General features: G+C 51.9%; 19 protein-coding genes. 2 read left to right on the forward strand and 17 right to left on the reverse strand.

Annotated features, from left to right (window positions below):
• Nucleotides 1-55 precede the first annotated feature (55 nt).
• Nucleotides 56-3,481, reverse strand: a complete 3,426-nt coding sequence (gene metH, locus HFP08_RS21480) for a methionine synthase (protein ID WP_481856592.1) — start codon at nucleotides 3,479-3,481, stop codon at nucleotides 56-58.
• 157 nt (nucleotides 3,482-3,638) lie between these two features.
• Between metH and HFP08_RS21485 the strand changes: the two genes are divergently transcribed.
• On the forward strand, nucleotides 3,639-4,187 hold the full coding sequence (locus HFP08_RS21485) for a 1,2-dihydroxy-3-keto-5-methylthiopentene dioxygenase (RefSeq protein WP_168122665.1): 549 nt from the start codon (nucleotides 3,639-3,641) through the stop codon (nucleotides 4,185-4,187).
• A 91-nt stretch (nucleotides 4,188-4,278) separates the two neighbouring features.
• On the opposite strand, the gene HFP08_RS21490 is transcribed toward HFP08_RS21485, so the two are convergent.
• From HFP08_RS21490 to yneA, 4 genes are all read right to left on the reverse strand, one after another.
• A complete protein-coding gene (locus HFP08_RS21490; RefSeq protein ID WP_168122666.1) occupies nucleotides 4,279-5,067 on the reverse strand; it encodes an HAD family hydrolase in 789 nt (262 codons plus the stop codon).
• Nucleotides 5,068-5,090: 23 nt separating this feature from the next.
• Nucleotides 5,091-5,597: a hypothetical protein gene (locus HFP08_RS21495; protein ID WP_168122667.1), complete on the reverse strand. Its 507-nt coding sequence runs from the start codon at nucleotides 5,595-5,597 to the stop codon at nucleotides 5,091-5,093.
• A 26-nt stretch (nucleotides 5,598-5,623) separates the two neighbouring features.
• Nucleotides 5,624-5,818 (reverse strand): DUF896 domain-containing protein, encoded by a 195-nt coding sequence (locus HFP08_RS21500; protein WP_168122668.1) that lies wholly within the window; start codon nucleotides 5,816-5,818, stop codon nucleotides 5,624-5,626.
• Between the two features lie 163 nt (nucleotides 5,819-5,981).
• Nucleotides 5,982-6,350, reverse strand: a complete 369-nt coding sequence (gene yneA, locus HFP08_RS21505) for a cell division suppressor protein YneA (RefSeq protein ID WP_240941704.1) — start codon at nucleotides 6,348-6,350, stop codon at nucleotides 5,982-5,984.
• 168 nt (nucleotides 6,351-6,518) lie between these two features.
• On the opposite strand from yneA, the gene lexA reads away from it, so the two are divergent.
• The gene (gene lexA, locus HFP08_RS21510; protein WP_168122670.1) at nucleotides 6,519-7,142 is read left to right on the forward strand and encodes a transcriptional repressor LexA; all 624 of its coding nucleotides are present in this window, start codon (nucleotides 6,519-6,521) and stop codon (nucleotides 7,140-7,142) included.
• 278 nt (nucleotides 7,143-7,420) lie between these two features.
• On the opposite strand, the gene glnA is transcribed toward lexA, so the two are convergent.
• The 12 genes from glnA to mutL form a co-directional block, all read right to left on the reverse strand.
• Nucleotides 7,421-8,749, reverse strand: coding sequence for a type I glutamate--ammonia ligase (gene glnA / locus HFP08_RS21515; RefSeq protein WP_168122671.1), 1,329 nt, complete (start codon nucleotides 8,747-8,749; stop codon nucleotides 7,421-7,423).
• Nucleotides 8,750-8,778: 29 nt separating this feature from the next.
• A complete protein-coding gene (locus tag HFP08_RS21520; protein ID WP_168122672.1) occupies nucleotides 8,779-9,189 on the reverse strand; it encodes a MerR family transcriptional regulator in 411 nt (136 codons plus the stop codon).
• 61 nt (nucleotides 9,190-9,250) lie between these two features.
• The gene (locus HFP08_RS21525; RefSeq protein ID WP_168122673.1) at nucleotides 9,251-10,543 is read right to left on the reverse strand and encodes a methionine gamma-lyase family protein; all 1,293 of its coding nucleotides are present in this window, start codon (nucleotides 10,541-10,543) and stop codon (nucleotides 9,251-9,253) included.
• A gap of 35 nt (nucleotides 10,544-10,578) precedes the next feature.
• Nucleotides 10,579-11,553, reverse strand: a complete 975-nt coding sequence (locus HFP08_RS21530) for an AAA family ATPase (protein WP_168122674.1) — start codon at nucleotides 11,551-11,553, stop codon at nucleotides 10,579-10,581.
• Between the two features lie 88 nt (nucleotides 11,554-11,641).
• On the reverse strand, nucleotides 11,642-12,319 hold the full coding sequence (locus tag HFP08_RS21535; protein ID WP_168122675.1) for a YdcF family protein: 678 nt from the start codon (nucleotides 12,317-12,319) through the stop codon (nucleotides 11,642-11,644).
• On the reverse strand, nucleotides 12,316-12,873 hold the full coding sequence (locus tag HFP08_RS21540) for a ribonuclease FAU-1 family protein (protein WP_168122676.1): 558 nt from the start codon (nucleotides 12,871-12,873) through the stop codon (nucleotides 12,316-12,318). The genes HFP08_RS21535 and HFP08_RS21540 overlap by 4 nt, the downstream gene beginning before the upstream one ends.
• 125 nt (nucleotides 12,874-12,998) lie before the next feature.
• Nucleotides 12,999-13,655 (reverse strand): peptidylprolyl isomerase, encoded by a 657-nt coding sequence (locus HFP08_RS21545; RefSeq protein ID WP_168122677.1) that lies wholly within the window; start codon nucleotides 13,653-13,655, stop codon nucleotides 12,999-13,001.
• Between the two features lie 60 nt (nucleotides 13,656-13,715).
• A complete protein-coding gene (locus HFP08_RS21550) occupies nucleotides 13,716-16,265 on the reverse strand; it encodes a transglycosylase domain-containing protein (protein WP_168122678.1) in 2,550 nt (849 codons plus the stop codon).
• 149 nt (nucleotides 16,266-16,414) lie between these two features.
• Entirely contained in the window at nucleotides 16,415-16,660 is a 246-nt protein-coding gene (gene hfq, locus HFP08_RS21555; RefSeq protein ID WP_168122679.1) for an RNA chaperone Hfq, read from the reverse strand.
• Entirely contained in the window at nucleotides 16,657-17,691 is a 1,035-nt protein-coding gene (gene miaA / locus HFP08_RS21560) for a tRNA (adenosine(37)-N6)-dimethylallyltransferase MiaA (RefSeq protein WP_168122680.1), read from the reverse strand. Before miaA ends, hfq begins: the two co-directional genes overlap by 4 nt.
• Nucleotides 17,684-18,463, reverse strand: coding sequence for a class I SAM-dependent methyltransferase (locus HFP08_RS21565; RefSeq protein WP_168122681.1), 780 nt, complete (start codon nucleotides 18,461-18,463; stop codon nucleotides 17,684-17,686). The genes miaA and HFP08_RS21565 overlap by 8 nt, the downstream gene beginning before the upstream one ends.
• On the reverse strand, nucleotides 18,460-20,532 hold the full coding sequence (mutL, locus tag HFP08_RS21570) for a DNA mismatch repair endonuclease MutL (protein ID WP_168122682.1): 2,073 nt from the start codon (nucleotides 20,530-20,532) through the stop codon (nucleotides 18,460-18,462). The genes HFP08_RS21565 and mutL overlap by 4 nt, the downstream gene beginning before the upstream one ends.
• Nucleotides 20,533-20,581: the final 49 nt, after the last annotated feature.

Genomic DNA, 20,581 nt, shown 5'->3' on the forward strand with positions numbered 1-20,581 from the left:
CTCCATTCGCGGAAGGCTCAATCGATCGTTCAGCACTCTGACATCATCTTTCGTTCTATACTTTCTCTACATTGAAATATTGCGCTTCCGGATGCGCGAACACCATCGCGGACACGGACGCTTCCGGCTCCATCATGAATCCGTCGGTCAGCTCGACGCCGATATCCTCCGGCTTCATCAGTTGGAACAGCGGCTCCTGATCCTCCAGATTCGGACATGCCGGATATCCGAAGGAAACGCGGATGCCTTGATAACGCGCCCCGTGACGCTGCTTCATCGTCATCTCGGCAGGATCCGGGTAGCCGCATATATCTCGCATCATATGATGCACGCGTTCGGCCAGTCCCTCGGCAACCTCAAGTGCGACGGATTGCAGTGCATGCGAACGCAGATAGTCGCCATTATCCTTCCACTGGCTCGCCTTCTCGCGAATGCCATGCCCGGCCGTGACGACGAGAAATCCGACATAATCCATCGTACCGCTCTCGACTGTTTTCAAATAATCGGCCAAGCAAAGGTAAGGCTCCACTTGCTGTCTCGGGAAGGTGAATCGCTTGATCTCCTTCGAATGATCCCCGGGATCGTAGATCACAATGTCGTCTCCCGACGCCTGAGCCGGGAAGAATCGGTACATGCCATGCGCTTTAATATAGCCCTCGCGATGTCCCTCTTCCAGAATCGCGTCCACTGTCCCTTTCAGTTGAACGGCCTTCTCGTTGCCCTCTGCCAGCAGGTTATCCACATTCCCCTTCAAACCGAGATGATGGCCGAGCAGCATCTGCATATTCACATAAGGAATAATATGCGGAATCGGCACGTCCCGTAAAATGTGACGATCCAAATCCGGAGGGCTGAATACCGGGGCATCCGGAGAAATCTTCGACCTCACCGCCCGCGTCAGCTTCGGCATTGGCTTCGCCACAGCTTCCTCGCTCGCGGCCGCCGCTTTGTATGCCGCCATTTCCTCCTCATAGAGCTTCCTGGAATCGGGATTCATCAGCTTGTTCGCAATATCGAGACCGTCCATCGCGTCCTTCGCGTAGAGAACGAGGCCGTCGTATTCTGGTCCGATTCTCGTCTTTGTGAATTTGCGCGTAAGCGCGGCGCCGCCGACAAGAATCGGCGCGTCAATGCCTGCGCTGCGCATATCCTGCGCCGTAATGACCATCTGCTGGGCGGATTTGACCAGCAGGCCGGAGAGTCCGATCGCATCCGCCTTCTCCTTGCGATAAGCTTCAATAAGCTGATCCGGCGGAACCTTGATGCCGAGATTTATAATTTTGTACCCGTTGTTGGAAAGAATGATCTCTACGAGGTTCTTGCCGATGTCATGCACATCGCCCTTCACCGTCGCCAGAATGATCTTTCCTTTGACGGAGGATTCATTCTTCTCCATGAACGGCTCCAGATAGCTCACGGAGGCCTTCATTACTTCAGCGCTCTGCAGCACCTCGGCCACAATCAATTCGTTGTTGTTGAACAGTCTGCCGACCTCTTCCATGCCTTTCATGAGCGGCCCGTTAATGACCTCAAGCGGAGAATATTTCTTCAGCGCCTCGTCCAAATCCGGAAGAAGTCCTTCCTTGGTTCCTTCAATGATATAGGAGCCCAACCGCTCTTCGAGCGTCAACGTCGAGATTTTCTCCTTCTTCTCGACCTTCTTGTTGCGGAAAGCCGCGACAAACGCCGCCAGCGTATCATCATTGGTGTTATAGATCAAATCCTCGGCAAGCTTCCGCTCTTCTTCCGAGATCGAAGCATAGCGCTCCAGCTTCTCCGTATTCACGATCGCATAGTCGAGTCCAGCCTTCGTGGCATGGTAGAGATAAACGGAGTTCAACACCTCGCGCCCCGCATCCGGAAGACCAAACGATATATTGCTGAGTCCAAGAATCGTTTTCGTTTGCGGATATTTCTCCTTGATCAGCTTAATGCCCTCCAAGGTCTCAACCGCGGAGCCGATATATTGCGGATCGCCCGAGCCAATCGGGAACATGTTCGGATCGAAGATGATATCCGACGGATTAACGCCGTATTTCTCCACGAGCAGCTTGTACGAACGATCAGCGACCTCAACCTTCGCTTCCCTCGATACCGCTTGTCCGCGTTCATCAATGAGGATCATAACGACGGCCGCTCCATATCGATGAATAAGCGGGACGATCTGTTCGAACTTGGACTCGCCGTCCTCCAGATTGATGGAGTTGATAATCGCTTTGCCCTGCGAATATTTCAGACCCAGCTCGATAATATGATCATAGGTCGAATCAAGCATAAGCGGCGCCTTGATCTTCTTGGCTACCTGCGGCAGAAATTGATGCACCGCATTCGCCTCGTCAATATCGGTGTCCTGCAGGTTGATGTCGATAACATGAGCGCCGCCCTTCACCTGTGACCTGGCGATTTCGGACGCTTCGTCGTACTTCTCTTCCTTCAACAGGCGCTTGAATTTGCGCGAGCCGGATATATTCGTTCTCTCGCCAATCATTATCGGACGATTATCCGCTTCGATGAACACCGTGTCGATGCCCGATACCGCATCGGGATGAGCCCCCTGCTTCGATCGGGGAGCGTAATTCTTCATCGTCTCCGCCAGCGCTCTCACATGGGCAGGCGTCGTTCCGCAGCAGCCGCCGGCGATATTGATCCAGCCCTGCTCCGCGAATGCCGCCATCTTCTTCGCGAGCGATTCCGGCGATTCATGATAATGACCGTTCTCGTCCGGCAGACCCGCATTCGGATAACAGCTGATTGCCGCGCTCGATATGTCGCTCAACGAGCGGATATGATCTCGCATGAACTCTGGACCTGTCGCGCAGTTAAGACCGATCGAAATCGGCTTCAGATGCTCCAGAGAAATATAGAAGGCTTCAATCGTCTGTCCAGCCAGCGTCGTGCCCATTGGTTCGATCGTGCCGGAGATCATAATTGGAAGCTCCTTGCCCGTCGTCTCGAACGCCTTGCGAATGCCGATGCTTCCCGCCTTCACATTCAGTGTATCCTGCGAGGTTTCGAGCAGCATCGCGTCGACATCCCCTTCTATGAGCGCAAGAGCTTGCTCGTAATAGGTGTCCACCAACTCGTCGAACGTCACGCCTCCCGTAACCGAAAGCGTCTTCGTCGTCGGACCGAGCGCTCCCGCTACGAAACGAGGCTTGTCGGGCGTGCTGTATTTATCCGCCGCGGCGCGGGCGAGCTTCGCCGCGGCCAGGTTAATCTCCCGCGCTTTTTCAGGTATATCGTATTCGGCGAGAACCAGACTAGTCGCCCCGAACGTATTCGTCTCGAGAATGTCCGCGCCCGCCTCCAGGTATTGCTCATGTATCGATTGAATGACATCCGGTCTGGTCAGAACGAGCATCTCGTTACAGCCGTCGAGCTCTGCGCCTCCGAAATCTTCCTCTTTCAAATCCGCTCCTTGAATCATTGTGCCCATCGCGCCGTCCATTATTAGAATGCGTTCCTTGAGCAGCTGCTGCATTGTTGGTCTTGACAATTCGCTACACCCTTCCCAAAATCATTACCCACTAGTTTAGCAGAATCCCCCGGTGATGAAAAGGAACATACATCGACATTGATTATGATTTGTTTTATAATTATTATATCATTTAATAACTATTGGAAAAGAGGGAATGAGCATGGCTGAAATTAGAATTCGGAATACGGAAGAGCGTATTCAAGGGGAAGAAAACGTACGCGCGTTCCTGGAAAGCCAGGAGGTGCTCTATGAGCATTGGAATCCGTCCAAGCTGCCTGCGGAGCTGCAGGATAAATTCATCTTATCCGACGACGAGAAGCAACAAATACTTAACACCTTCGATGCGGAAATCAATGATCTTGCAGGCCGCAGAGGCTACAAAACCTGGGATATTATCGCTCTGTCAGATGCGACTCCGAATCTCGAGGAGCTTCTGAAGAAATTCGAGAACGTGCATACACATACCGAAGACGAGGTGCGCGCCATTACAGCGGGCAAGGGGATATTTATTATCAAAGGCACGGAAGAGGTCGGTTACTTTGATGTCGAACTCGAAGCCGGCGACGTTATTTCCGTTCCCGAGCATAAGCCACATTTCTTCACGTTAATGGATAATCGTCAAATTGTCGCCGTTCGTCTGTTCATCGAAACCGAAGGCTGGATTGCGCATCCGTATGCCGATTCAAGCTTTCAATCCGCTACGAAATAATCCGCTCAATTTGAACGGATCGGACTGACAGCAAGCCCCCGCTTTCCCATGAATCATGGGAAAGCGGGGGCTTGTTTTTTCTATCAATCCGTTATTCCTGCAGAAGCTGAAGCAGCTGCTCCAAATTCGATATTTCATAACTGGGTACGATCTCGTCATTTCGCTTCATGCCATGTCGGTTAATCCATACAGATGTCATTCCAATCGTATTGGCGCCGAGAATGTCCGTAGTCAGCTTGTCCCCCACCATAATCCCATGTTCGGGCTCGATGCCCAGCCTCTCAAGCGCATGCTTGAAGATTGCGGCGCTCGGCTTTCCTTCGCCGAAATCACCGGAAATGATAATATGATCGAAATAAGGAATAAGCTGCGGTACATTGTCAAGCTTCTCCTTCTGCAAATCCGGTGAACCGTTCGTCAGCAGAAGCAGCTTATATTTCGCTTTAAGCGCATCAAGAACGCGGTAGGTCTCTTCATAGACAATTGGTCTCGCCCGCCGCTCGGCCGGGAATTGCTCAGCGAGCGTTGCGCCCAACTCCTCATTATGTACTCCGAGAGACTTCAGCCCGTTCGTCCATGCGGATTTGCGATAGCCTGGAGCGAGCTCTTGCAGCTTGCGGAATTCAACCTGCTCCCCGCCTGTGAAATCCCCCCACAAAGCTTCGAATGGATTTATGCCGATCATCTTCGTGAATGGATAGGTTTCATACGTTTCATACAGAGCTCTTGCTTCTCTGCGCACCGCTTCTTCCAGTTCATTCGCATCTATTCCCGCTTCTTCGGCCCCCCGCCGACATGTAGCCTGGAATGCCTCCTTTACGCTGCGATCATCCCATAACAGCGTGTCGTCAAGATCGAATAATACCGCTTGTTTTGCCATTTGCAACCGTTCTCCCCTTGCCATTAATTTTCTTCAATCATGATGTTGTTCGCCTTCGCGAACTCTCTCAGTTTACTTTCCATATTTTCTGTGGGAAACCGATTCAACGTTTTGGAGAATGTCCAATTGGCTCCCTTCTGAGGAATGATAGTAATCATTCCTTGTTGAAATCGGATGCTCTTCAACCCCTCAATTGTATAACGCTTGTCGCCGGTGAACCTGCGAGATTGCACAAAATCTTTCCCGATCAGCAGATAGGGGCGGCGGAAGAAGAATAGCGCAGCCAACGCAACATAGCAAAGCAAAGTAACAGCATACATCGTATCCATCTCAAAATCAGGATTGCTGTTCATCAGAATGCTGTACAGAATGACGAACAACAGGAGCAGAATCGGCACGAATATATTCCTGCCTTTGAAGCGCTCAACCTTCTCTCCTCCAAGAACGAGTTGGCCCGAGCCTTGCTTCTTGCGCTGCTGATTGATTTTGCTCATATTTTTGCGCACTCTGCGTTCCCAAGATCTAGACATACCTGTTCATCCCCCTTCTTGTTCAATTACGATTGCCCGTTTGTTTCTTCATCCTCGACATATTTAATCGAATCGAGCTGTTGTTTGAAATTACGCTTGAAATTGTTCAAATACTGCCCTCTAAGCTCATTTCTTTCCTGTATTTCCTCATCAGTCAGCCCAATCGTTTTATTCTTTCTTGCTAGCTCATTAATACGGGCAACAACTTTCTCGAATTCCATTTCGATGCACCTTCCTCTCTCTATGGCTGAAGCTCTCTACACCTTACTTTGACATTACCAACATAGCGTTGTCAAGGAAACAGCGTTTTTGATAGGCCTAGTTAAAAAAAACAAAAGCAGCCCCGTCTAGAAACCTGACAGGACTGCCCCATATAACCAAATTCTAATTGTTCGGAATGATTAATTTCTGTCCGGGCGTAATCGTCTCAGACTGCAGTTGATTTCGATCTTTGATACGAAAAACCATAAAGCCGATGCTCGACTTGCGACCTTCCAATCGACTGGCGATAGACCAGAGCGTGTCACCGCTCGAAACAACAACAACTTGCTCCCCCTCGGACGCTTCGGCAACATGCATGGACGACGCATTCGACCCCATAACGAGGAAACTCGTAAACACGAGAACAAAAAACATAAAGCTGACAACAATCTTGGCGCCATGCTTTCTCAAGCCGCTCATCTGCTTTGACAATAAAGGCTTCTCCAGTTGATTATTGGCGCTATGTATGGATTGATACGAACTCGGATTCATTACTATCACAATCAATCACCCCAAACGTTTGTTCTGATTACAACTTAACACGAACAAGCGTTTGCGTCAACAAAAAAATACGAACCTCTGTGCTCGGGAACTTATGTTTGTATGATTGGCGTTTGTATGCTATAATTTGTCACAATAATAAGAATGGAGCTGATGAACGTGTCGAAGATTTCCAAACGGCAAAATTCGATCCTTGAATTTATAAAGCAAGAAGTGAAAGATAAAGGCTACCCGCCATCAGTCAGAGAAATCGCTGAAGCGGTCGGTCTGTTGTCTTCCTCAACAGTACACGGTCATCTCGACAGACTCGAGAAGAAGGGTTTTATACGCCGCGACCCGACGAAGCCTCGAGCGATTGAAATTCTCAACAATGACAGCGCAGGAGATAATTTGATTCGATTCCCTGTAGCGCAGGTGCCGATTGTCGGCAAAGTAACAGCCGGCATACCAATTACCGCAACGGAGAACATTGAGGATTATTTCCCCCTCCCCTCTCATTATGTGAACAACAACAACGTATTTATTCTGAACGTAGTCGGCGACAGCATGATCGAAGCCGGTATACATAACGGCGATTATGTCATCGTGCGTCAACAACAGACCGCCAATAACGGAGATATTGTCGTCGCCATGACGGACGACGACGAAGCAACCGTGAAAACCTTCTTCAAGGAGAAAGACCATATTCGCCTGCAGCCGCAGAACGCTGCAATGGACCCGATTCTTCTTAACAACGTTACGATTCTCGGCAAAGTAATCGGCTTGTTCCGGGATATTCATTGATTCTAAACAACAACAACAACAACAACAACAACAATACGAATAACAAACTCAGGGGCTGCTTGCGAAGAAGAAATTCTTTGAAGGCGCCCCGTTTTCGTTCGCCTGGAAAAGCTTTGATCGGCATCGTTTTACATAAGCATTGCAAGGTCATTCCGGCATCTCTGTGCTGCAACATTAGCGCTTAATTAAAACGGGGGCAATTCGGAAGAATGAATATTCTTCCGAATTGCCCCCGTACATGCTGCCACACGTTCAATATGACAACGGCCTCTCCAGTGTTAGTACAGCGTCAAATACTGATCTCTCTCCCACTCGTGAACCTGGGTTCTATACATATCCCATTCGATTTCTTTCAATTCATAAAAATGGGCCAAAGCATGATCGCCAAGCGCGTCGCAGATCACGTCGCTTCTCAGCATTTCGTCCAGCGCTTCCTTCAGGTTGACCGGAAGACTTGGAATTCCCGCGTCAACGCGCTCTTCTTCCGACATGATATAGATATTGCGGTCGGTAGGAGATGGCAGCGGAAGCTTGTTCTGAATGCCGTCGAGTCCGGCTTTCAGCATAACCGCAAGCGCCAGATAAGGATTCGCGGCCGGATCCGGATTGCGAATTTCTACGCGAGTAGACAAGCCTCGCGATGCCGGAATACGAATCATCGGGGAGCGGTTGCTTGCCGACCATGCAACATAGCAAGGCGCTTCATAACCGGGTACCAGACGCTTATACGAGTTGACAGTCGGGTTCGTAATTGCAGCCATCGCGCGTGCATGCTGCAGAATGCCTGCCATATAATAACGAGCGGTTTCGCTGAGTCCGAGCTTGTCCTTCTCGTCATAGAACGTATTCGTATTGCCGTTGAACAGCGACTGATGACAATGCATGCCGGAGCCGTTCACGCCGAACAAAGGCTTTGGCATGAAGGTCGCGTGAAGGCCGTGAACGCGGGCGATCGTTTTCACGACCAGCTTGAAGGTTTGAATCTGATCGGCCGCACGAATCGCGTCGGCATATTTGAAATCAATCTCATGCTGGCCGGGAGCAACCTCATGATGGGATGCTTCAATCTCGAACCCCATCTCCTCCAGCGTCAACACGATTTCGCGGCGGCAATTCTCACCCATGTCCATCGGCGCCAAATCGAAGTAGCCGCCTTGATCGTTAAGCTCAGTCGTCGGTTCGCCGTTCGCATTCGTCTTGAACAGGAAAAATTCCGGCTCCGGCCCTACGTTCATCGCGGTGTAGCCCATTTCTTCCGCTTCCTTCAAGCAACGTTTGAGAATACCCCTTGGGTCTCCCGCGAACGGTGTGCCGTCAGGCATATAAATATCGCAGATCAGTCTGGCGATTCGATCCTCGGCAATCCAAGGGAACACAACCCACGTATCAAGATCCGGGTATAAGTACATATCAGATTCTTCTATTCGGACATAGCCTTCAATGGACGAGCCGTCGAACATCATCTTGTTATCCAGAGCCTTGTCCAGCTGATTAACCGGAATTTCCACATTCTTGATTGTGCCCAGCAAATCGGTAAATTGCAATCGAATGAATCGAACATTCTGTTCTGCGGCAATGCGTTTAATATCCTCTTTCGTGAAACTCACAGAATCATCTCCTTGTGCTTCATTTGTTGTTAGCGCTTATTTAAGAAACGAGTAAGCTGTCCCTGAATAAGGGATGCCTGTCCCGGTCTCTTCTCCAGTAGCTGTTGCTTCAACATACGGTGCAGCTGTTGATCTGAAAGCTCCTTGCGCTTCACTTCGGACTGCTCGCTTACGATTGTCGCGTCATCGGATTCCTTGGATACCGGATTCATGACTTGCTTGATGCCCGCGATATTAACGCCTTTCTCAATCAATGACTTGATTTCAAGCAATCTCTCCACATCGTTAAACGAGAACAACCGTTGATTGCCCGCAGTTCTTGCAGGCACAATCAATTCATGCTGCTCGTAATAACGGATTTGTCTGGCTGTTAAATCCGTTAGCTTCATGACGATGCCAATTGGAAATAATGCCATATTTCTGCGAATTTCATCAGCCATCCCGCATCAACCTTCCAGTCGCTCATTTATAGGTACATTGTATCGTCCCTCCATATATGTGTCAAGTTATGTAAGGTTTAATCACAATTAAACCCGAGCTGACCAGCTTTTGAAGCGCCAATATAATGCCGTATTTCACATGCGCGTAAGTTAACCCTCCTTGCATGTAAGCAATATAAGGCTCCCGAATCGGAGCATCCGCCGACAGCTCCAGACTCCCCCCCTGGATGAACGTTCCCGCAGCCATAACAACGGGACTGTCGTAACCGGGCATGTCCCATGGCTCCGGAGTGACATGAGCGTCCACTGCAGCAGCTTCCTGGATGCCCTGCACGAATGCGATGAGCTGCTCGGGCGAACTGAATTGAACGGCTTGAATGAGGTCGGTTCGCGGCTCATCCCATTTCGGCTTCGACACGAAGCCCAGCCTCTCGAAGACGCCTGCGGCGAGCACGCTTCCTTTCACGGCTTGTCCGACAAGATGCGGAGCAAGAAACAGACCTTGAAAGATGGAACGCAAAGTTCCTAACATGGCGCCAACCTCGGCGCCTATGCCCGGAGCCGTCAGCCTATACGCAGCGGCATCTACGAAAGCCTGCTTGCCGGCGATATATCCGCCGGTCTCGGCAAGACCTCCGCCCGGATTTTTGATTAGCGAGCCTGCCATCAGATCAACGCCTGCCTCGGTCGGCTCTAAGTATTCTGTAAATTCGCCGTAGCAATTATCCACGAACACGATAATATCCTCTCGGATCGCCTTGATCCCCTTCACCATCTCGCCAATCTCCGAGACGGTGAACGAGGATCGCCAGCTATAGCCTCTCGAACGCTGAATGCCTACCACTTTCGTCTTCTCATTGATCAAGCTTCTTACTTTAGGCCAATCCACACAGCCGTCCGGCAGCAATTCCGCTTCCGCGTAAGTAATTCCCCAATCACAAAGCGAGCCCTTTCCGTCGCCTTTCTTGCCAATTACCTTATGCAGCGTGTCATAAGGCGAACCCGTCATATACAGCAGCTCGTCGCCCGGACGAAGCACGCCGAACAGCGCGCACGATATCGTATGTGTGCCCGAAGCGAAATGCGGCCTCACCAGCGCCGCCTCAGCTCCCATAACCTCGGCGTAGACGAGATCCAACACTTCTCTGCCGCGATCATTGTAGCCATAGCCCGTCGACCCCGCAAAGTGATAGTCGCTTACCTGATAACGCTTGAACGCTTCAATAACCTTCCACTGATTTCGTTCGGCTATCCTCTCAATACGCTGAAACAGGCTTGCCGCTTCCTGCTCCACTGCATCCGCCAGCGCGCCCAACTGCTCCCGCAGCGCTCTCTCTTCTAGTTGCTCCTTCATTACCGCACGGCTCCTTCAATTTGGGAATTGCATCATTATAGCTTCAAATCCTCCGGTCTGATCGCCATCAACTCGCTTTTCGCCGGAATCGAATTTGAATAGTGATTAATCAGTCTTACCGCTTGATGGCGCACGGCCTTCTCGATTGTATTTCGAACAAAACGGGCATTGCTGAACGAGAAGCAGTCGTTCTGCTTCTCTTGATGCAGATGTTGTCTAAGCTTGAACACCGTCTGCGGCAGAAGCACGTAATCCCGCTCCTTCACCATCAACTCGCCAATTTGCATCAACTGATCAACCGAATAATCCGGAAAATCAATCTGAATCGGGAACCTCGAAGGCAATCCCGGATTCGTCATCAGGAATTGATCGATTTCCAGCGGATAACCGGCCAGAATCAGTACAAATTGACTGCGATGATCCTCCATTGCCTTCACCAGCGTATCAATGGCTTCCTTGCCGAAATCCTTCTCTCCTCCTCGAGCCAGGCTGTACGCCTCGTCAACGAACAGGACGCCGCCAATTGCCTTGCGCACCAAATCTCTTGTTTTCTGCGCGGTATGCCCAATATATTCACCTACAAGATCCGCTCTTTCAACTTCGATCAGATGCCCTTTCGAGAGAACGCCCATTTTCTGGAACAGCTTCGCAACAATGCGCGCAATCGTCGTTTTCCCCGTACCGGGATTTCCTTTGAAAATCATATGATACATCTGGGAACCGCCCATGAGACCCGCTTCCGAGCGCATCCGGCTAATGTAAAGCAGCGCGTAAACCTCGTACACAAGCGCCTTCACATTCTCCATGCCGATCATGGCTTCGAGTTCCTTCTGAATATCTGCAAACTGATCAACGGCCGGCAGAGGCTTGACAGCAGGAATCGGCTCTGCTTCCAGTGCCTGAGCCGATGCTCCGCCTCCGTAATGTTCCTGACTTCTAAGCACGACATTGATTTGCCGGGAGGGTCTGTTCGTTCCGTCGCCTGGTCCCGATATGACGTGTCCGCTCATCTGACGCATCACCTATCCTTTATACAGAAGCTGTGGCGGAATCCCGCTCTACATATTTATTCTATCTAGCTTCCGCATATTAGCAGATTCATGGCGTCCAACCCGAGGAACGAATACCGCTCCATAGCAGCAGGTAATCCAGCTTCCATTTCGTCAACGCGAGAATCTCTCTCGTATGATGATAATAAGGATTAAGCACCTTGGACTTCACCCCGGCGACCTCGAATGACTCTAAACCAATATAGGAAGCCATCTCCCCTGCTCTTTCGGCATGATACTTATGTGTAATAATAATGAATGAATGCAGATCCTCCGCCATCGCAATCTTGCTGCTGAATAACAGGTTCTGATAAGTATCCTTCGCTTCGTTCTCTAGCAGAAGCGCATTCTCCGGAATGCCGCGAGAGACAAGATACGCCTTCATGCCCTCCGCCTCCGTAAGCTGCGAGATCAAGCCGCCATGGCCGCCGCTAAGAATCAGTTTGTCGAAAGCCCCTTGCTCATATAACGCAATCGCATAATCGAGCCGCTCTCGAAGAGCCGGGCTTGGCTCATCATTCCAAAGCGCGGCTCCAAGCACGATTCCCGCATCCGCATGAGGATAGACATTCATTGCCTTATAATCTTGTATCAGCCATAGCATATAGCCGCACCATACGAGAAGGGCCAGCAGCCCAACCTGAATGAAACGAAACAGGAGCAGCCACGGTCGAAAGGATTTCTTTCGCTTACGCGGTCTGCTCCGTTTCCGAGACACAGTCTTCATGATTCGCTTAGCTCCCCCGCTCGCTCGATTAAGCTTCTGCGATGCTTGAGGCTAAGGGTGAAATACCGGAAGCGCCCATTGCGAATACTGGAGAGCAGCTTGCCGGCGGTCTTGCGCGCAAGCGCCACATCCCTGCCGGTTACATCGCCTTGCCTATGTGCTTCCTCGAGCTCATCTTCATCCATTAGAAAAATTTCTCCACTAGGCAGCACCACGACATCCAAATAGAGATCATCGAACCATGGCACCTGTTGATCGGTCAAGCCCTGTGTCTTGCACACATCGATATACCACTGCACTACCCGGCCTTTGTCGTCGAACATCGTTGTCACAACGAAATGCTCGCCCTTCGGAAAATGCTGCATCCACAAGTAACCACGGTCAGCGAGACATAATTTCCGACCGTTGTATTCCTTCCAAAGCGGATCGCGCAGCTCATGAATCCGGTAGAAGGTAACAAGACCTTTGAACTCATCCCCGTCAAGCGCCAGACACGAATAGCTTCTGCGCAGAACACGCCGCCAATTCGCGCGGTCTGAAAATTTTCTCTTCATCCGGAACTTACCTTTCCGTTCATTTAGGATTCGCCAATCAGATCCTATACCAGAAGATTACCATATATTGACGATCATCTCCACCCGGAGGCGAAAATAAACCAAGCCTGCCTCGGCAAGCCTCGTTATTCCTCCATGATTCTAATGGAAAAAATATGAATATCCTCAATCGGCTTGTCGTTTTTGACAGGCGTCTCAGCAATCTTCCTTATTACGTCATAGCCTTCCTTCACCCGTCCAAAAATACTGTAATTCGGATGACTGTTCAAGTTGTCGGCCTCAGGACCCGTGCAGATGAAAAATTGGCTGCTTCCCGAGTTGGGCTTGCCGCCGTTAAACATAGCGACAATCCCCTCCTCGTAGGAAAGTCCGGTGTCCAGCTCATCCGGAATGCGATAGCCCGCATTGCCAAGCCCGTTCTGCAACGGATCGCCTGTCTGGATCATGAAGGATTCAATGACCGTTTCGAACAGGAAGCCGTCGTAAAATCCGTTATTCGCCAGAAAAACGAAATTGTTGACGGTAATCGGAGCCTGCTTCGCGAACAGTTCGATTGTAAAATCGCCTTTATCGGTGCTCACCATTGCCGAATAGCTCTTGTTCAAATCCAGCTCCATCTCCGGCATGCGATCCCAGCTCTTCGCAGCCAAGCTCGCTTGGCCGACCCCCTCGTCGGAAGCCTTGGAGCTCCCGCTTGAGCCGCAGCCGGCGAGCAGCGCCATGAGCGCCATCATCAGTATGAATAAACATCGAATTCTATTATTCGCAACCTTAGAAGCCATGCTATCACCGCCTGTTTGTGAAAAGCCCGGTGCTGAAAACCGGGCTTTTGAGACTTATGCTTAAAGTCCATTTCCTATGGGCAACTCCGTGCTTCCCGTATTATCGGTCGATGCTCCCGTGCTGGAAGGAGGCGGCGTGGCGCTTGGTCCGTTATCTCCTCCATCCGGCTGACCGGAGGTTTCCGGAGTGGCTGGAGGCGGCGTGCTTTCGCCCCCTTCACCGTTGTTGCCGCTATTTCCACCGTTTTCGTTCCCGTTTCCAGCGTTGCCATTGCCGTTTTCATTCCCGCCATCACCGTTGTTGCCGCCATTATTGCCATTGCCGTCATTGGTCGATGATGGACCGCCCGGCTCCATGGGAATATCGGGAATGACAATCTCCGAATCAGGCACATCTACATGAACAACATTCGATTTTTCGCTCGCAAGCTTGCTTGCCGCATCATAGGCTACCACGTAATAATCATAGGATTCTCCCGGGAATATGCTCAAGTCGTCCACGCCCGTGTTCGTGAGCGAATCGACAAAGCTGGAATACTCGGATTCTCCGGATGCCTTGCGATATACCTCGTACGTAATATTTTTCTCCGGGCTCGGGTCCCACGACAGCTCTACCTTAATGGACTCCGGTATGAAATTCAATGTGAAATTCTCGATCTTCGCAGGCGGCTTGTTTTCCTTGATGTCCTTCGGCTTGCCGAAGCTTCCTTTCGCAATGCCCTTCATTGCTTGAGACATGATTTTGCCGAACATCGCCGCCGATTGGGAGCTGCCCTTCATTAGGATATGATCCAGATCGGTTTTGTCGTAGCCCATCCAGACCGCGGCCGTCCACTCCGGCGTATAACCGACGAACCAGGCATCCTTGATGCCGTCTCCATGGTATCCCGGAATTCCAGCCTGCGTCGTGCCCGTCTTGCCCGCGAGCGGTCGATCGAGAGCCGCTTTAACGCCTGTACCGCCCTTCTCCACTACGGTTTGCATCATCTGTGTCAAATAATACGCGGTATCCTCCGACATCAGTCTTTTCGAATCCGGCGCTTTGTAAGTGAATTCGCTGCTGCCGTCCGAACGAAGAACGCTAGTAATCGTATGCGGATCAACGGATCTGCCTCCATTGGCCATCGCGCTATAGGCCGTTGCCATTTGCAGCGGCGTGGCTCCCTTCGTCAAGCCACCGAGCGCAAGCGCCAGGCTGTGATCCTCCGGCTCGAGCGGAATGCCCATCTTCTCCGTAAAAGCCTCCGAAGCCTTCAAGCCTATCTGCTGCAATGTCCAAACCGCAGCCAGATTGCGCGAATCCTTAATGGCTTGCGTCATCGAAACCGGAACGGCTCCCCAGTGATCGGAAGGACAATAATCCGAGAAGCATTTCTTGTCATTCTTCAGAATCGTCCACGGGTAATAATCGCCCGTTTCAAGAGCCGGTCCGTAGACCGCGATCGGCTTGATCGCAGATCCCGGCTGACGAGGCTGTACCACACGGTTCCAGCCCTTCTTCACATAATCTCTGCCGCCGGACAACGCTTTAATCTCGCCGTTCGTATGATCCATAATGACGACGGCGCCTTGAACGATCTCGTCATCCTTGCTCTTCTCGAAGTTGTCGGGATCGCTCATCTCGGCGTCAACAGCCTTCTGAGCCTGTTGGTTCAGCGTCGTGTAGATCTTGTAACCGCCGATGCTAAGCTCTTCCTCCGTCTTGCCGGTCACCTCCATCGCTTCGTCAACCACAAAATCGACAAAGGCCGGGTAATCCGACAGATGGAACGACTCCTGGCTCGCAGGCGGCTCGTATACGACCGCCGCCGCTTCATTCTTCTGCGCTTCGGTTATCATTCCCTGTTCGAACATTAATTGAAGCACGACGCCGCGGCGCTGCTTCGAATCATTGGGATTATTAATCGGATTATAGTGACTCGGCGCCTTTGGAATGGCCGCAAGCGTCGCGCATTCCCATAGATCCAGCTCGGACAAGTCTTTGTCGAAATAGTATTCGGCCGCCGCTTTGACGCCGCTGACGCCCTTGCCGAAATAGATCCGGTTGAGATACATCGTCAGAATCTGATCCTTGGACATCTGCTGCTCCAGCGCGACCGCGATCGAGGCTTCGGTCGCCTTGCGGAAGAAGGTTTTGTCGGCGGTAAGAAACACGTTCTTCGCAAGCTGCTGCGTAATCGTGCTCGCTCCCTCCACCGCGCTTCGCGCGATAACATCCTTGACGACAGCTCGTCCGATTGCGAAGAAATCCAGTCCGGAATGCTCATAGAATCGGGAATCCTCCGTTGCGACGACAGCTTGGCGAAGCATCTCAGGAATTTCCGAATATTCGGCGATCTCCCGGTTTTCGCCTCCCTGAGACAATCTTGAAATCTCCTCGCCGTTCGCGTCATAGATAATCGAGGCTTCGCCCAGAACGAGCTTGCTGCCATTCTCCTCAAGCAATCTCTCGCCATTCAGAATAATGAGCAAGTAACCGATAATGCCGCATACAATGCCTATAACGAAAGTAAAGAATACCGTATAAAATAATCTGCGTCCTCTAAATCGTTTATTTTTTTTCTTGGATTTCGCTTTCGTTTTCTTTTTAACTTTCTGTTGATCAGCCATAAAGACTCCCTCCTGCGCTCCCTAGGTTCATAGCTCCAGCATTGCCGCGAAACAGCAAGAGCAACCCAGCTCTGAGCGGGTTGCTCTTGCATGCCGCTATCTAGTTAAACGAACCCATGTATAAGAAAGTTTCAGTCCTGCTCCGAAAACTAGACCTCAGACTGATCTCTGTCTTGCTGCGCCAATGAAATATTCCGCTGCGGAACAAAGGTGGATATCGCATGCTTGTACACCATTTGCTGACGGCCTTCGCTGTCGATAATAATGGTGAAATTATCGAAAGCTTTAATAACTCCGCGTATTTGAAAGCCGTTCATGAGAAATACGGTAACCGGAATATTGTCCTTGCGCAGCTGGTTCAAAAACGTATCTTGAATATTAATGGTTTTGTTCATTGGAAGTTACCCCCGTCTACGAAAGATTGATTAGAAGTATATTCAAGATGATCTTTAAACTTTCCTGCTATTATAGCATGAATCCTCTGCAAATTGTTGTGAAAGTTTTCCCCCGCATCGACCCACTCGATTCCCCGCATGTGCCGGAACCACGATAACTGCCGCTTGGCGAATCGTCTGGTATCGCGTTTTAACCGTATCACCGCTTCATCAAAGCTGCATTCGCCATGCAGATATTGCACCAACTCCTTATAGCCAATAGCCTGCATCGGAACGGAATGGACCCCGGCGCCGCCTGCGATAAGCGTCTTCACTTCATCCAGCAAGCCTTGCTCCAGCATCAGATCGACGCGCTTGTCAATTCTCCTGTACAGCTCGGTTCGATCCATCGCAAGACCGATGATGCACAGCTCATAAGGCGATTGCTTCTCCTCGCCCCTCAATTGATCCGAAGAGGCTCTTCCGGTCAAATGATACACCTCCAAAGCGCGAATGACCCGGCGCAAATCATTCGGATGCAGCCGCTCTGCCGTCTCCGCGTCGAGCTCTGCAAGCTTGCGATGAAGAGCCTCCGCTCCATGCTCGGCAGCAAAGGACTCCTGCTCTCTTCTGAAGGCTTCATCGGAGCCATTGTCGGCGAACTTGTAATCGTAGCAGAGCGATTCGATATAAAGCCCCGTTCCGCCCACGACAAAGGGAAGCTTGCCGCGGCTTGCAGCCGCCTCTATCGCAGCCCTTGCGCCCGCTTGAAAATCAGCGGCGGAATAAGCTTCGTCAGGGTCGCAAATGTCGATGAGATGATGAACGATTCCTTCCCTTTCCGCATCCATAATTTTGGCGGTACCAATATTCATACCCCGATATACCTGCATTGAATCACCCGAAATAATTTCGGCGTTCCAAGCTTTCGCGAGCGACAGGCTTAAAGCGGTTTTCCCTACTGCCGTCGGGCCGATTAGCACGAGCAACGGCTGCTTCTTCGTTGATTTGTCGACCGCCGCCCCGCCTTCCGCGGCTCTATCTTCATTCACAATCGATCACTCCATATGCAATTTTCGTCGTGCCCGCCCGCACTCGGCGAAAGCCCAATCGCTCGAACTCGCCGCTCTTCTGATGTTCCTTCAGGATAACGGTCCGCCTCGCAACTCGCATCGCCTCGGCGATTGCTTCGCCTCGCAACGCTTCGACATTGACGAAACCGCGCATGGCGTTCATGGAGGAGGAATCGTTCAGCGGTTGTCTGAACATCGGATCGAAATAGACGATATCCGCGCTGTTATCCGGCAAGCTCGCCAAGTAATCGAGATGATTCTCGTTAATCAAACGAATTCCGCGCATGGCGGCATCAAGCTCTTCCAGCCCCGTCTTATAGGCTGCGAGTCCCTCTCTGACAATAACAGCGAGAGCGGGCTCGCTCTCGATCGCCGTCACCTCTCCCCGCTCTCCGGCGTGGAAAGCGAATACGAGGGAATCGGAAGCCATCCCCGCCGTACAGTCGATAATGCAGTCTCCCGGCTTGCAGCCCGAGATGGAGATTAACGGGTCCTTCTCGCCGGCTGCCAGTCGCTTCACCCGAACAAGCGCCATGCTGGGATGGAAGAACAGCGGCTTGTCCGCATCGCCGGCATAGAACCGAACCTCCCGCTCGGTTACCACCATCACGGTGGCGTCCTCGTCGCTCGCGATCAACTGTCCGAGCGACTTCTTCCTTCTGGCTATCTGCCTTGCTCCAAGCTCGCTCGCGAGACGAGCAGCCTGCGCCTGAACGCGCTCCGAGCTCTCGGCCGCCGTCGTAACAATCATGACATCACCCTTTTGAACATCTTCTCTAGCTGATAGGTGGACAAATGTACAATGATTGGTCTGCCGTGCGGACAAGTATAGGGCTGCTCGCAGCGGGAAAGTCGCGAGAGCAGCATGTCGCCCTCCTCGCGGGAAATGCGGTCATTTGCCTTGATCGAGGCTTTGCAGGAGCACATAATCGCCGCCTTCTCGCGAAGCTTTCCGATATGAATCGTTTTGCGCTCCTGTATAATCAACTCGGCCATCTCCTCGAGCAGCGACTGCTCCTCGCCCTTCGGCATCCATTCCGGATGCGAACGCACAAGGAAGGTCTGGGAGCCGAACGGTTCGAGCTCAACGCCGGCTTCTCTGAGAAGCGGCAATTGCTCGCGAAGCTGTGCGGCGTCGCCAGGCGTGAATTCAAGCGTGAAGGGCACGAGCAGCTCTTGGCTTGCAGCTACAGGATTCCCAAATTTATGCAGATAATATTCATAATTGATTCGCTCATGCGCCGCGTGCTGATCGATCAGATAGAGTCCGTCCTCCGCCTGCGCGACAATATACGTGCCATGATGCTGACCGATCCAATGCAGCTCGGGAAATGTGTTCGATTTCGGCTCGCCCACTTCTTGCCGCTGCTTTTGATTGGAAGCTGCATCCTCAGCATGGATGAGGTCCGATGTCGAATTAGTTTCCGCCGCAGCCGCTGCCTCTCTAACCTGATCCGTTGGTTCTACAACTTCTGTTTTGTTCTCAGCAGGCCGCTCCCAATCGCCATTTTTCTCGCGGGCGACCCAGCTCGGATCCATATCAGAATCAAACGGGCTTCCTTCAGTTGATGATTGTTGCCTGGACGAGGCGGCATTCGGCTTATACAGCCTCTCCGCGGCATCGCTCGGCACTTCGGCAGACTTTGTCGATGAGGCATGCTGCCGCAAGGATTGCCGAGAACCCGCGGCGCCGACGTGTGCTCCTCCGATCGGCCCCCCGGTCCCCTTGCCGGAATCGAGTCGGTCTGCAATATGGAAGGAAATCGCATCCTGCACGAATTGGGGACCCTTCCGCGCGTCCTTCTTCCCCGCATCGGGACCCGGTATGTATCTCAGCTTGCCAAGGGCAGCCTTCGCCGCCCTCTCGATAATCGCGCGGAGTTCCTGTTCCTTGCTGAAGCGGACCTCCATCTTCGACGGATGCACATTCACGTCAAGCAGACCGGGATGCATCTCCAGCTCGATGACCGCAAGCGGAAACCGATTGATCGGCAGCAGCGTATGATAAGCCTGCAGCAAAGCTTGGTTCACCGCATGGCTGCGAATATACCGCCCATTGACGACAATGGTAATCCCTCCGCGATTCGCTCGCGTCAGCTCCGGCTTTGAGATATAGCCGGTAAGCTCATAATCGGGATCGGAAGCGGCGACCTCCAGCATTGCCTTGGCCGTATTCGTTCCGTATATCGCAGCCAGCACCTGCAGCCGGTCTCCCGTGCCTTGGGTACGCAGCAGCAGATTGCCGTTATGCCGCAGCGTGAACGAAACACCGGGATGGGCCAGCGCCAGCCGATTGATATAATCGGAGATATGCCCCAGCTCCGTCTGGATCGCTTTCATATATTTCAATCGGGCGGGCGTATTGTAGAATAAATCCCTCACGCTCATGTCCGTCCCTTGCGGCGCGTTCGCCGGTGCGTTGCCGACCAGCTCTCCGCCTTCGATCGTCAGCTTGCGGGCGAGTCCGTTGTCTCCGTCCGCCGACACGCAGATGAGACGCGATACGGCCGCGATACTCGGCAGCGCCTCTCCGCGGAAGCCAAGACTGGCGATTCGGAACAGATCGCCGCTCGTCGCGATCTTGCTCGTCGCATGCCGCTGGAAAGCCGTCGCCAGCTCCTCGCCGTTAATGCCGCTGCCGTTATCGACGACTCGAATGAGCGATAAGCCGCCTTCCTCGATCGTCACATCAATCGTGGAGCTTCCCGCGTCGATCGCATTCTCGACAAGCTCCTTCACGACGGAAGCCGGCCGTTCGACCACTTCGCCGGCAGCAATCTGATTTGCCAGCTGCTCGTCCAATATTTTGATGCCTGCCATATCTGCTCCTCCCTTCCATAGGGTTCGTGGCGAGTGAATCATTTGAGAG

This window comes from Paenibacillus sp. HB172176 (genome assembly GCF_011947265.1).
GTDB lineage: Bacteria > Bacillota > Bacilli > Paenibacillales > Paenibacillaceae > Pristimantibacillus.

What these genes read in the sequence shown, in the direction of transcription:
- metH (WP_481856592.1), bottom strand. Translation starts at nt 3,481, where the DNA reads ATGCAGCAGCTGCTCAAGGAACGCATTCTAATAATGGACGGCGCGATG.
- HFP08_RS21485 (WP_168122665.1), top strand. Translation starts at nt 3,639, where the DNA reads ATGGCTGAAATTAGAATTCGGAATACGGAAGAGCGTATTCAAGGGGAA.
- HFP08_RS21490 (WP_168122666.1), bottom strand. Translation starts at nt 5,067, where the DNA reads ATGGCAAAACAAGCGGTATTATTCGATCTTGACGACACGCTGTTATGG.
- HFP08_RS21495 (WP_168122667.1), bottom strand. Translation starts at nt 5,597, where the DNA reads ATGTCTAGATCTTGGGAACGCAGAGTGCGCAAAAATATGAGCAAAATC.
- HFP08_RS21500 (WP_168122668.1), bottom strand. Translation starts at nt 5,818, where the DNA reads ATGGAATTCGAGAAAGTTGTTGCCCGTATTAATGAGCTAGCAAGAAAG.
- yneA (WP_240941704.1), bottom strand. Translation starts at nt 6,350, where the DNA reads ATGAATCCGAGTTCGTATCAATCCATACATAGCGCCAATAATCAACTG.
- HFP08_RS21520 (WP_168122672.1), bottom strand. Translation starts at nt 9,189, where the DNA reads ATGGCTGATGAAATTCGCAGAAATATGGCATTATTTCCAATTGGCATC.
- HFP08_RS21525 (WP_168122673.1), bottom strand. Translation starts at nt 10,543, where the DNA reads ATGAAGGAGCAACTAGAAGAGAGAGCGCTGCGGGAGCAGTTGGGCGCG.
- HFP08_RS21530 (WP_168122674.1), bottom strand. Translation starts at nt 11,553, where the DNA reads ATGAGCGGACACGTCATATCGGGACCAGGCGACGGAACGAACAGACCC.
- HFP08_RS21535 (WP_168122675.1), bottom strand. Translation starts at nt 12,319, where the DNA reads ATGAAGACTGTGTCTCGGAAACGGAGCAGACCGCGTAAGCGAAAGAAA.
- HFP08_RS21540 (WP_168122676.1), bottom strand. Translation starts at nt 12,873, where the DNA reads ATGAAGAGAAAATTTTCAGACCGCGCGAATTGGCGGCGTGTTCTGCGC.
- HFP08_RS21545 (WP_168122677.1), bottom strand. Translation starts at nt 13,655, where the DNA reads ATGGCTTCTAAGGTTGCGAATAATAGAATTCGATGTTTATTCATACTG.
- HFP08_RS21550 (WP_168122678.1), bottom strand. Translation starts at nt 16,265, where the DNA reads ATGGCTGATCAACAGAAAGTTAAAAAGAAAACGAAAGCGAAATCCAAG.
- hfq (WP_168122679.1), bottom strand. Translation starts at nt 16,660, where the DNA reads ATGAACAAAACCATTAATATTCAAGATACGTTTTTGAACCAGCTGCGC.
- HFP08_RS21565 (WP_168122681.1), bottom strand. Translation starts at nt 18,463, where the DNA reads ATGATTGTTACGACGGCGGCCGAGAGCTCGGAGCGCGTTCAGGCGCAG.
- mutL (WP_168122682.1), bottom strand. Translation starts at nt 20,532, where the DNA reads ATGGCAGGCATCAAAATATTGGACGAGCAGCTGGCAAATCAGATTGCT.